We start from the raw sequence: 10,642 nt of genomic DNA on the forward strand, positions 1-10,642 counted from the left end.
TTAACGTCCCTTCTTCTTGGCGTGCCGCGAGCGGATGATCAGCTTCTGGGACGCTTTGTTCTTGTTGCGGGTACGCTTACCCTTGGTGTCCTTACCCCACGGTGTAACCGGCGTACGGCCACCCGAGGTACGACCTTCACCACCACCGTGCGGGTGATCGATCGGGTTCATTGCAACACCACGAACCGACGGACGAACGCCCTTGTGGCGCATACGACCGGCTTTACCGAGGTTTTGGTTCGAGTTGTCGGGGTTGGACACGGCACCAACGGTGGCCATGCATTCCTGACGGACCATGCGAAGCTCGCCCGAGCTCAGACGGATCTGAGCGTAGCCGCCATCGCGACCAACGAACTGAGCGTAAGTACCGGCCGCACGTGCGATCTGACCGCCTTTGCCAGGCTTCATCTCGATGTTGTGGACGATGGTACCGATTGGCATGCCCGAGAACGGCATTGCGTTGCCCGGCTTGATGTCAGCCTTGGCGGATGCCACGACTTTGTCACCAACAGCCAGACGCTGCGGAGCCAGGATATATGCCTGCTCGCCGTCTTCGTATTTTACCAGTGCGATGAATGCGGTCCGGTTCGGGTCATATTCGATCCGCTCGACGGTTGCCGCGACATCAAATTTATTCCGTTTGAAGTCAACGATCCGGTAGAGACGCTTTGCGCCACCGCCGCGGCGGCGTGAAGTGATCCGTCCGGTGTTGTTCCGGCCGCCCGATTTGGTCAAACCCTCAGTGAGAGACTTGACCGGACGTCCTTTCCAAAGCTCCGAACGGTCGATCAGCACCAGCCCGCGCTGGCCCGGCGTCGTCGGCTTGTACGACTTGAGTGCCATGCTTTCTGTCTTCCGTTTAGCAAGTGCAGGGGGTTTCCCTGCTATGTGATAGGCCCCCGTAGGTGCCAAGGGTATAGGGCCCCGAAGGTCCCCGGTTACAAATATCAGAAGCCCCGGAACGAATCCGAGGCCGAGAGATGCGTTCGTTTAGAGGATGCATGAAACACGGTCAAGTCCATCTTCGCGCGCGACTTGCGTTGTTTGCCGTAAAAAGAGAAGAAAGGAAAGAACAAGAGGCCACCAGTCAAAAAAGTCAGCCATATTGACTGGGTCATTCAGATTTTCGTTCGCGGCGTTCAACAGCAAACGATGATTTGAGTGCTCTTTCCGCTGTAGAAATCAACATCCCAGGTCCGGGCAAGCGCCTTGACGCAATGGTTGGATTCTGAGAGTAATCCACACAGAAAAGCCATAAGATATAGGATCTTGACGTGCTACGACGATTGTTTCAATTCCTGGGTGGCAGCAATGACTCTTCTGCCGATAGGGCCATTCAAAATCCCTCCACGGACCATGTAAATCAGAACTTGCAGTCGGCACCAGCTGTCGAGGCCGACGCAAATGCACCAGTTCTATTTGTTGATCTTGTCAACGACTTAAAAAACGCAGGCAATATTGCTGTTTTTAACGTTCGAATTGCTGAAGAATTCCGAGAGCGCGCCAAACAGTGCGCAATCTACGACAACAAAGAAAATTTGCTTGCTGAAACAGATATCGCCGACGCGAATGAAGTTATTACGGCCGGTGCACACATGCATCTGGTTGACCGCGGCGAGAACTTACTCGAGTTTCGCGTTTATGATGGAGTGAATGAACTCGGCTCTGCTCAAATCAGCTTTACAAACCCGCTAAAGCAAAATGATCTGATTGACGCGGTTACCTCGGAAATGCAGAAATTCGATGTGCCTGTAGCCTTCTTCGGCTTGTGTGACAGCTCATACTATCCTTACAAAGAAACCTCTCAACGAGGCTGGTTCGATCAGGAGAACGCCAAGGAGATTGTCAAGGAATGGCATAACGCAGGTGAGATCGACGCCAACTATCAGAAAAAGCTAGAGGGCTTCGTCGATAACGGGTTCGTGATTTTCGAGGATCTTATCGAGCCTGATCTTCTCGATCAGATTAATGCGGAGATAGATGAGGCGATCGCCGAAAAGGTTGACGGATACGAATACGGCTCCAGCCAAAGGATTGAACATCTGCATTTCAAGAAAGCCGGGGTTCGCAGGCTTTTCCATCACGAAAAGCTACAGGAAATTGCAAGCCTCATCCTAGAAGGAGATGCGCGACCTTCGCAGACCCTCACTTTCGTGTTTGGGAGTCAGCAAGACGCACATCAGGATACCATCCACCTGACTCCGTTCCCCGCTGGCTATATGTGTGGAATCTGGATTGCCCTTCAGGACATCCAACCCGGCAGCGGTGAATTGGTTGTCTACCCCGGGTCACACCGTGAAGACCGGGTTTATTTGGCTGATACGGATTGTAAAAAAGTCACCGATGGTGACTGGGACGATTTTAGTAAAAAGGTTGGGGGGAAGTGGGCGGAAATCGCTGACAGGTACCAGCCCGAAATCTATCGACCAAAAAAAGGAACCGTTCTATTTTGGCACGAGAATCTTCTCCACGCTGGTAGCCCTCGCAAAACACAAGAGCTAGAGCGGCGAGCAATTGTGATACATAGCTTCTCCGAGAATGTCGTCGTTTATTACGATTCACTGGGTATTCCAGGAACTGTCGCTGAACCCGAACTTCACCTGGAAGACCATTAGGCAGTGCTCGTGGTAAGGGTTGTGCTCCTGCGTTCATCGCCTTTTTAGGGCGGAACTCGGTTTTACAAATTCTGCAATACCGCATCACCCTTTCGAGAATATAAGGAAAGGCCCTCGCTCTCGCGCGGGCCTTTAGCCCACTTCAAATACGGCTCCGATCAGGGATCGGCGAACCCGTCGACGGTGTTACCCACTCCCAAGGACACATAAGATATTTGGTGTCTTTCCGACGGCCAGACTGATCGCGGAATTTACTGCTCACCCATAAAGCGAGCGGGCTTCAGTGAAGGACAACAGGCGGCGGTGTTTTTCGTCCCACAGGTGCAACCGCGCGTTGGCGAGGCTCTCACCGATGGTCATCCGGTTGCTGTTCGCCAACTCATCGTGATCTCGCAGAACCTCGGTCAGGCGGTAGAATGGAATGCGGCTATACAGGTGGTGCACATGGTGGATGCCGATATTGGCGCTGAACCACTGCAACACGGGCGGCAGAATATAGTGTGAGCTACCGTGCAGAGCTGCTTCGTGCAGTTGCCAATCGTCGTCCGAATCCCAATGCGTTTCTTCGAATTGGTGCTGTACATAAAACAGCCATACCCCGGCAGTTGCCGCAATCAGGGTTGACGGCAGAAAGATCAGCAAGACCGGCATCATGCCGCCAAAGTAGTAGACGGCCAGAAGAGCGGCCAGGATGGCAACATTGGTGCCCATCGCGCTGACCCAGAACCTCACACTGCCCGTTAAACCCAGCGGGAGGCGGTTCTGGAACAGGAACAAATAACCGGGGCCAAGCACGAACAGAGTGATAGGATTTCGGTAAACGCGATACCAGAACCGGTTCATGGGTGTCTTAGATTGGTACTCGGCCACTGTCAGCGTGTGAATATCGCCCATTCCCCGTTTGTCCAAATTGCCCGCGCTGTTGTGGTGCGTGGAATGCGTTCGGCGCCAGACATCGTATGGCGTCAGTGTCAGCACGCCGATAATCCGTCCAACCCAATCACTGACTGTCCGGTTCTTGAAAAACGCCCCATGCCCGCAGTCATGCTGAATCGCAAACAGGCGCAGCAGGAAGGCGGCGTTCAGGACCGCAATTGCAAATGCCAACCAGTAGCTGACGGAAAGCGCCATCCAGGACAGCACCCAAAGCACAAAAAATGGGATAATACTGACACCCAGCTCAAAGGAACTGCGCCACTGATTAGGCTCACGGTATTTGGCAAGCGTCGAAACCCAATCCCGCGCAGCGGTTTTATTCGGGTTTTCCCGGGTCGAGAGAGAGGTTTCGGTCATGTGCCTGCCATGTCTTTTGCTTGTTGAAAGCCGGATAGACTACCAGCCCGCCATAGCAAGCGAATTGTGCAAAACAAGATTGTTTGCCGCTCAAATTTCTGGGTCGCAGCTTAAGAAGAGGCCCCACATGTGCAGGACCTTTACCTCTTTCCAAAGACGTTTCCGATCACGGACGGCTGGACAGGCTGATATGTGTTGCTCTCTACCATGGTCATCTCTGCTTTTGACGTGCTTCCGATGGGTAGCGATACTCTCACCCCAGCGAACGCCTTCTGCAGAGCGGCTCGGACTCCACTGCAATGCGCTGCTGGCGCTTGATATGGCCCAGCACCTCACGAAAGGCACGGTGCTTGGGCTTGTCTTCCAGATAATCCGCAAGCTTGAGCAAGTTGATCGGGTGCTTCGTAATCAGCGCCTCAATCCGCTGCACCGCATCGTCCAGCTCATAGCTGTCCACGAACTGACAAGCCACCTGCGTGGGCGTCAGCAAGCAATAGTCCTGTGGGCGTTTCTGGGTATAGCGCGCGATGTCGAAAGGAGATGCACCAAGGGCGTGGAACTTGGGGATGTGCACGCGTATGTCAGCCTCAGCATGTTCTAACACCGTGCCGGAGGTCTGCCGAAAGCCCAGCGGCCCAAGCTTACCAACGACGTGCTTACGCATCGCCGGAGAGACCATGTCCACATCCGCCCGGTCATATTTAAGATCATCAAAAACCGACAATAGCCGCAGCTTCTCATCCGCGATCTGAAAGTAGGGCTCGGAACTGAACCCATGCATCTGCCTCAGCACCTGTGTGCGCACGACATCAGGATTCGAAGCAAGATCAGCGTCAGGGTGCTTAACTTCCGCTCTCTGAAACAGTCTCTGGAAACGCCGGAACAGAGGTGTTTTCTCGCTTAGCTTTTCCCGTGTTTTGTCGATATCCTGCATGATCTTCAATGTAACTTGGATATCCCCGGCGACCATAGTTCAGAGGCAAAAACACCTAAGACACGTCTTGAGCATTCACGGCAATAGACACACAAAGGACGCTTTGGTGCAGCAAAGCCGATCGAAGACTGGCGCTCACGTTAATGGAGCCACCCTCTTCTCGACCCACATATGCTTTTCGACGACCTTCCGACCGCCCGGTTAGCCTCGGAACCGCTTGACCTTTCTTACGGCTTTAGCGGCTCTCACATCCGGCATCATTCACCCTGCCTGATCTAAACTCCAACTCTATTGACCTGAGAATTTGCCATAGCCTGCCACAATGCTAGGCTTCGCTAAGATTTCCATAGCTCAAAGGACGCGACCATGAAGAAGATACTCCCACTGGTCTTTGCACTTTCCCTAATCGGGTCATCCGTGCAGGCGCAAAGAGTGGCAGACGTTAAGTTTGCACCCGGAAACTACGGAACCATGGTCAACGGTACGATAACTGGCGATGAGTATTTCGATTATAAACTTGGCGCCAATGCAGGCCAAAAAATGTTTGTCGAGCTGAACGTGGCCGATACCAACGGCAATGGCACGATTTACTACAACATCCTGCCCCCTGACAGCGATGGTGCCGCGATCTACAATGGATCCATCAACGGCAATACCACCACAATCAATCTGCCCGAAAGCGGAGACTATACAATCCGTGTTTACCTTATGGGCAATGACCGGGACGCCGGTAAAACAGTTGGGTACAATATCGATCTGTCGATTCAGTAAACGACTGCGGTGCAGACTTACCCAAATCTCTCGATCAACATGCTTCTGAACTGGCAAAAGAAAAACCCCCGCTTTCGCGGGGGCCTTATTCTCATCCCAAAGACGGGTCCGATCAGAGACCGGTGGAAACGTCGATGGTGTTACCCTCTTCCAGGGTGACGTATGCTTTTTTGACGTCTTTCCGCTTGCCCAACTGGCCACGGAACCGCTTGACCTTGCCTTTGGTCACGGTGGTGTTCACCGCCTTGACCTTCACACCAAACAGCGCCTCAACGGCCTCTTTGATCTGCGGCTTGTTGCTGTCGATCGCCACTTCAAAGACAACCGCGCCGTTTTCGGACGCCATGGTCGACTTTTCGGTGATGATCGGCTTGCGGATCACGTCGTAGTGTTCTGCCTTCGCGCTCATTTCAGACGAGCCTCCAGTGCTTCGACAGCCGCTTTGGTGAGCACCAGAGTGTCACGCTTGAGGATGTCATAAACGTTTGCACCCATCGACGGCAGGATATCCAGACCTTCGATGTTGCGCGACGCCTTCAGGAAACCTTCGTTCACGGTCGCGCCGTCGATGACCAGAGCGCGTTTCCAGCCCAGGTTTGCAACCTGTTTGGCCAGAGCGGCGGTCTTGCCTTCGGCTTCGGCGTTCTCGATCACAACCAGTTCACCTGCCTTGGCTTTCGCCGACAGAGCGTGGCGCAGGCCAAGCTTGCGGAACTTTTTCGGCAGGTCGTGGCCGTGCGAACGAGGGGTCGGACCCTTGTAGATACCACCCTTGCGGAAGATCGGCGCGTTACGGTCACCATGGCGTGCGCCACCGGTGCCCTTCTGGCGATAGATCTTCTTGGTCGAGTAGCTGGTTTCCGAGCGGGTCTTTACCTTGTGGGTGCCAGCCTGCGCATTGTTGCGCTGCCAACGGACCACACGGTGCAGGATGTCCGCGCGCGGCTCCAGGCCGAACAGGTCCGCATCCAGCTCGATGTTGCCGGCTTTGCCGCCGTCCAGTTTGATTACATCAAGTTTCATGCTTCACCACCTTCCGCGGGAGCTTCTTCCGCAGGTGCTTCGGTTGCAGCCGATTTCACAGCAGCCGGGAAAGGCAGGCCTTCCGGTGCTTTCTTCTTGACGGCGTCCTTGACGGTGACCCAGCCCGATTTCGGTCCGGGAACGGCGCCTTTGATGAAGACCAGACCACGGTCGGCGTCGGTTTTGACGACTTCCAGGTTCTGGGTGGTAACACGGGCAGCACCCATGTGACCGGCCATCTTCTTGCCTTTGAAAACCTTGCCCGGGTCCTGACACTGACCGGTCGAACCGTGCGAACGGTGGCTGATCGAAACACCGTGCGAGGCGCGCAGACCACCAAAGTTCCAACGCTTCATCGCACCGGCAAAGCCTTTACCGATCGAGGTACCCGAAACGTCAACCTTCTGACCTTCCAGGAAGTGTTCTGCCGAAATCTCGGCGCCCACATCAATCAGGCCATCTTCAGAGACGCGGAACTCGGCCAGCTTACGCTTGGGCTCAACCTTTGCAGCGGCATAGTGACCGCGCATGGCTTTCGAGGTGCGTTTTGCCTTGGCAGCACCGGCGCCCAGCTGAACGGCGGTGTAGCCGTCTTTGTCAGCGGTACGCTGTGCAACAACCTGCAGGTTGTCCAGGTGAAGAACGGTCACAGGGATCTGCTTGCCGTCTTCCATGAACAGGCGGGTCATGCCAACTTTTTTTGCGATAATACCAGAGCGCATAATCTATACCCTCCGATCTTACGACTGCAGCTTGATCTCGACGTCCACACCAGCAGCGAGGTCGAGCTTCATCAGCGCGTCAACGGTCTGGGGGGTCGGATCAACGATGTCGAGCAGACGCTTGTGCGTACGGATCTCGAACTGGTCGCGGGATTTCTTGTCAACGTGAGGGCCACGGAGAACCGTGAACTTCTCGATCTTGTTCGGCAGCGGGATCGGGCCGCGCACGTTCGCGCCGGTCCGCTTGGCAGTGTTGACGATCTCTTGCGTGCTGGCATCCAGAACGCGATAGTCAAATGCCTTCAGCCGAATACGGATGTTTTGGCTTTGCATATTAACAGCCTTTTTTAGGCGTTGAGGTTGAGAGGAGGACAGACGCGCATCGCCAACCCTCTTCGAACCCAAAAGGCGGGAATCACCCCGCCTTGATGTTCTTGATGAGAACTCGCGCGTATTAGTGGGGTTGGTGGGGTTTGGCAAGGGGGTATTACCTGCCTTTTCTCGAAGCGACCTCATAACCACTATTCAAAGCGGGTGGCTATTCAAATGCGGGGAGAGTCGATGGCAAGGTCATTCTGGCAGTTTTGGCTGTTTTTCATACCCGGCATCGCGGTATCTCATCTCATTTCCATTTTTTCCCATGATTTAATGAGCATACCCCGTGGAGTGCCTTTCGGACGCTTTGGCACTATCGGGGCCATTGCCCAGATTTCACTGTTGTTGCTACCGTTTGCGATCGGGGCATCTTTGGCAGCAATGCTCTATTTCAAGCGATACGAGGCAAAGTCAGGCCCTCAAGAAGTTTTTAACTGTGCAAAGAAAATTGGAGGAGTTGTATTGATTTTGACTTTTCTGTTCTTTGCGCTGTCAGGAGCTTGGTTTGGCCTAATACAAGCACCCGGTTGGATGATAGTAGTTGTACTTTTTGCGCCAGCCTTGGCGGCAGCAGTTACATTTTTGGTCGTGTTTCCAAGTACTATCAGTTTAATTGTTTTTTGGCGAAATCTCAGTTGAAGAGCTACTATAAGAAAAAGGCCGCCCCGGTATGGGTCGGCTTTCTTTAGTTCAGCCGAGTTGCTCTTGGCAGATTTTCCCATGGAAAATCGCCTGCCGCAACCAGGCGCGACAAGCGCGCTTTACTCGATGGTTTTTAACACGACGCCGGCACCGACGGTGCGGCCGCCTTCGCGGATCGCAAAGCGCAGGCCGTCTTCCATCGCGATCGGAGCGATCAGCTCGACGGTGAAGCCGACGTTGTCGCCTGGCATGTCCATCTCGGTGACGTTTCAGTTTCCCAAAACCGAAAGGCTAATTCCTAACAAGCCACGGGGCTTCAACCTTCATACCCTGATAGACCACGTGCATGAAAAGGTGTGCAATCACAGGGTCATTTGAAAATGGCGAGAATTGCAGATTCCCCTCTCTGACATCGCCATCAGCTTCATAGACCACCTTGTCGCCTTTGATGGTTACACGCACTTCGAGCTCCGCCAGCGTTTCCGGATCGACGGCAGTAGGATCGTCCGAAAGGATCACAAAATCCGCCACTTTGCCAACTTCGATAGAACCCTTCTCATCTTCCTCAAAATGCTGCCATGCAGGCCAGATCGTCATTGCCTTTAATGCGGTCATGACATCTACCCGCTGATGCGGTCCCAAGATATCACCGGAGCGCGTACGGCGCGTAACCGTAGCTGCAAGAACACGCATGCTGTCTGGAAAGGCCACCGGCGCATCGTGATGAGTGCCGAACATCATGTCACGTTCGCGTAGCCATCCTGTGGGAGAGATATTGTCTGCATTGACCGGCCCAACAGTATGATCTCGGTGCCAATCGCCCCAATAAAACGTATGCATCGGGAATAGCGACGGAAACACACCAAGGCGCTTAAAACTGGCAACTTGATCCTCTCGCAGAAACTGACCGTGAACCAAAACCGGACGGTTGCCAGGATCGCCATACTTGATCTGCGCCTCTTCGAGCGCCGCAATCAGCATGTCAGATGCCCCTTCACCGTTTGAATGCACAAGGATTTGGAAATCATTCTCGAAACACCAGTTCACGGCGTCCTGGAGTTGTTCCATGGTTATGGCGGCATACCCTGCGTACCCTGCGGCATAGTTTCCAACCGGATCATAGTAGGGTCGATCCCGCAAAGCCGTGAAGCCCTGCGGCGAACCGTCAATTGTCAGCTTGCAGCCCCCTACCCGAACCCGGTTGTCATAATCCGCCGAGGTGTTTGCTCCAATATACTCCCTCGACTCGAGAACATCCGGAAACGCTACAACGTCGATAGGAAGCCCTTCTTCGGCGGCAACTTTCTTAAGAACTTCGACGATTTCACCTGAAGATCGACCTTCTTGTCCGGTTGTATATCCAAACTTTGCCCAAAGATCGGTCCCAGCTCGGGCAAATGCTGCGAGACCTTCCTCACCCAAATTCCCCAACATCGGCACGAGAACCGAGAAGAACGCGTATTCTTCCAGAACTCCATTTGGTTCACCGGCTTCATCGCGTTGAATGACCCCACCCGGAGGGGCCTCCGAAGCAGCCGTGATACCAGCCAACTCCAGCGCTTTCGAGTTTGCCACGCCTAGGTGCCCGGACTGATGAATAATGACAACGGGCAAGTCCTCGGACACCCTGTCCAGCTCTTGTCGTGTTGGGTGACGGAGTTCCTTTAATTGAGCATTGTCGTAACCGAAGCCGATGATCATTTGGACTTGTTCAACGGCCTGCTTATTCTCCTCGGCCCAGTCAGTCAGTGTGGATTGCAGACTGGCGATATCAATGACATCCCCGTCCGGTGGCGCAAGAAGGTTAGCGGACAGTGCCTGCAAGCCGCCCATGACGACATGTCCGTGGCTATCAACAAACCCCGGAAGCATAGCGCGCCCTTCCAGATCATAGGTTTCGGTTTCCTCGCCCTGATGCGCCGACAAGTCAGACAGCGGACCAACCGCAAGAATGCGCCCATCTTTGACTGCGACAGCTTCGGCGGACGGAGCCGTATCGTCCATCGTAACAATGGGCCCTCCGAGATAGATCCTATCCGCAATTTCTTGTGACGATGCTGAAGTAGATGAGAAAGCAACTGCTGCGACAAGACAAACTGAATGCGCCGAAAATTGCATCTTATGACCTCTTTCTAATTGCAATGTCTCAATACGAAAGAAGTTAGCATTACTGCTGGCTTAGGCAAAAACGAAAAAGGGCGTCCCGAGGGACGCCCTTTCTTTGGATATTCGCTGGCGCGACTTACTCGATGATTTTCGAGACGACG

The 10,642-nt window shown here is 53.9% G+C and carries 11 protein-coding genes and 1 pseudogene; 3 read left to right on the forward strand and 9 right to left on the reverse strand.

The features are described 5' to 3' along the window. The gene (rplB, locus tag ACR0CW_RS13695) at positions 1–843 is read right to left on the reverse strand and encodes a 50S ribosomal protein L2 (RefSeq protein ID WP_008757664.1); all 843 of its coding nucleotides are present in this window, start codon (positions 841–843) and stop codon (positions 1–3) included. A gap of 431 nt (positions 844–1,274) precedes the next feature. On the opposite strand from rplB, the gene ACR0CW_RS13700 reads away from it, so the two are divergent. Next, on the forward strand, positions 1,275–2,615 hold the full coding sequence (locus tag ACR0CW_RS13700; RefSeq protein ID WP_480788198.1) for a phytanoyl-CoA dioxygenase family protein: 1,341 nt from the start codon (positions 1,275–1,277) through the stop codon (positions 2,613–2,615). A gap of 258 nt (positions 2,616–2,873) precedes the next feature. Here ACR0CW_RS13700 and ACR0CW_RS13705 read toward each other — a convergent pair whose 3' ends face one another. Both ACR0CW_RS13705 and ACR0CW_RS13710 read right to left on the reverse strand, forming a co-directional pair. Further along, positions 2,874–3,908: a fatty acid desaturase gene (locus ACR0CW_RS13705; RefSeq protein ID WP_480788199.1), complete on the reverse strand. Its 1,035-nt coding sequence runs from the start codon at positions 3,906–3,908 to the stop codon at positions 2,874–2,876. A gap of 253 nt (positions 3,909–4,161) precedes the next feature. Continuing rightward, positions 4,162–4,842 (reverse strand): hypothetical protein, encoded by a 681-nt coding sequence (locus ACR0CW_RS13710; RefSeq protein WP_480788200.1) that lies wholly within the window; start codon positions 4,840–4,842, stop codon positions 4,162–4,164. A 366-nt stretch (positions 4,843–5,208) separates the two neighbouring features. Between ACR0CW_RS13710 and ACR0CW_RS13715 the strand changes: the two genes are divergently transcribed. Beyond that, positions 5,209–5,613: a hypothetical protein gene (locus ACR0CW_RS13715; RefSeq protein WP_480788201.1), complete on the forward strand. Its 405-nt coding sequence runs from the start codon at positions 5,209–5,211 to the stop codon at positions 5,611–5,613. Positions 5,614–5,725: 112 nt separating this feature from the next. Here the strand turns inward: ACR0CW_RS13715 and ACR0CW_RS13720 are convergent, their stop codons facing one another. The 4 genes from ACR0CW_RS13720 to rpsJ are packed head-to-tail and all read right to left on the reverse strand — an operon-like array spanning position 5,726 to position 7,691. Further along, positions 5,726–6,022, reverse strand: a complete 297-nt coding sequence (locus ACR0CW_RS13720; protein ID WP_009176651.1) for a 50S ribosomal protein L23 — start codon at positions 6,020–6,022, stop codon at positions 5,726–5,728. Continuing rightward, entirely contained in the window at positions 6,019–6,636 is a 618-nt protein-coding gene (gene rplD / locus ACR0CW_RS13725) for a 50S ribosomal protein L4 (protein WP_170334382.1), read from the reverse strand. The genes ACR0CW_RS13720 and rplD overlap by 4 nt, the downstream gene beginning before the upstream one ends. Continuing rightward, positions 6,633–7,358 carry a 50S ribosomal protein L3 gene (gene rplC, locus ACR0CW_RS13730; protein WP_170515968.1) on the reverse strand — a complete coding sequence of 242 codons (726 nt, stop codon included), beginning with the start codon at positions 7,356–7,358 and terminating at the stop codon, positions 6,633–6,635. Before rplC ends, rplD begins: the two co-directional genes overlap by 4 nt. 18 nt (positions 7,359–7,376) lie before the next feature. Then, a complete protein-coding gene (gene rpsJ, locus ACR0CW_RS13735) occupies positions 7,377–7,691 on the reverse strand; it encodes a 30S ribosomal protein S10 (RefSeq protein ID WP_008756422.1) in 315 nt (104 codons plus the stop codon). Between the two features lie 228 nt (positions 7,692–7,919). Here rpsJ and ACR0CW_RS13740 point away from each other — a divergent pair, with 228 nt between their 5' ends. After that, positions 7,920–8,372, forward strand: a complete 453-nt coding sequence (locus tag ACR0CW_RS13740; RefSeq protein ID WP_480788202.1) for a hypothetical protein — start codon at positions 7,920–7,922, stop codon at positions 8,370–8,372. A gap of 122 nt (positions 8,373–8,494) precedes the next feature. On the opposite strand, the pseudogene ACR0CW_RS13745 reads toward ACR0CW_RS13740, so the two are convergent. Together ACR0CW_RS13745 and ACR0CW_RS13750 are read right to left on the reverse strand one after the other, a co-directional pair. After that, positions 8,495–8,638: pseudogene (locus ACR0CW_RS13745) on the reverse strand (EF-Tu C-terminal domain-related protein); the annotation flags it as partial. A 28-nt stretch (positions 8,639–8,666) separates the two neighbouring features. Next, on the reverse strand, positions 8,667–10,379 hold the full coding sequence (locus ACR0CW_RS13750; RefSeq protein WP_480788203.1) for an amidohydrolase: 1,713 nt from the start codon (positions 10,377–10,379) through the stop codon (positions 8,667–8,669). Positions 10,380–10,642 lie beyond the last annotated feature (263 nt).

The organism is Ruegeria sp. CH6 (genome assembly GCF_056537005.1).

Coding starts and splice junctions, on each gene's coding strand:
- rplB (WP_008757664.1), bottom strand. CDS start 843: ATGGCACTCAAGTCGTACAAGCCGACGACGCCGGGCCAGCGCGGGCTG.
- ACR0CW_RS13705 (WP_480788199.1), bottom strand. CDS start 3,908: ATGACCGAAACCTCTCTCTCGACCCGGGAAAACCCGAATAAAACCGCT.
- ACR0CW_RS13710 (WP_480788200.1), bottom strand. CDS start 4,842: ATGCAGGATATCGACAAAACACGGGAAAAGCTAAGCGAGAAAACACCT.
- ACR0CW_RS13715 (WP_480788201.1), top strand. CDS start 5,209: ATGAAGAAGATACTCCCACTGGTCTTTGCACTTTCCCTAATCGGGTCA.
- ACR0CW_RS13720 (WP_009176651.1), bottom strand. CDS start 6,022: ATGAGCGCGAAGGCAGAACACTACGACGTGATCCGCAAGCCGATCATC.
- rplD (WP_170334382.1), bottom strand. CDS start 6,636: ATGAAACTTGATGTAATCAAACTGGACGGCGGCAAAGCCGGCAACATC.
- rplC (WP_170515968.1), bottom strand. CDS start 7,358: ATGCGCTCTGGTATTATCGCAAAAAAAGTTGGCATGACCCGCCTGTTC.
- rpsJ (WP_008756422.1), bottom strand. CDS start 7,691: ATGCAAAGCCAAAACATCCGTATTCGGCTGAAGGCATTTGACTATCGC.
- ACR0CW_RS13740 (WP_480788202.1), top strand. CDS start 7,920: ATGGCAAGGTCATTCTGGCAGTTTTGGCTGTTTTTCATACCCGGCATC.
- ACR0CW_RS13750 (WP_480788203.1), bottom strand. CDS start 10,379: ATGGACGATACGGCTCCGTCCGCCGAAGCTGTCGCAGTCAAAGATGGG.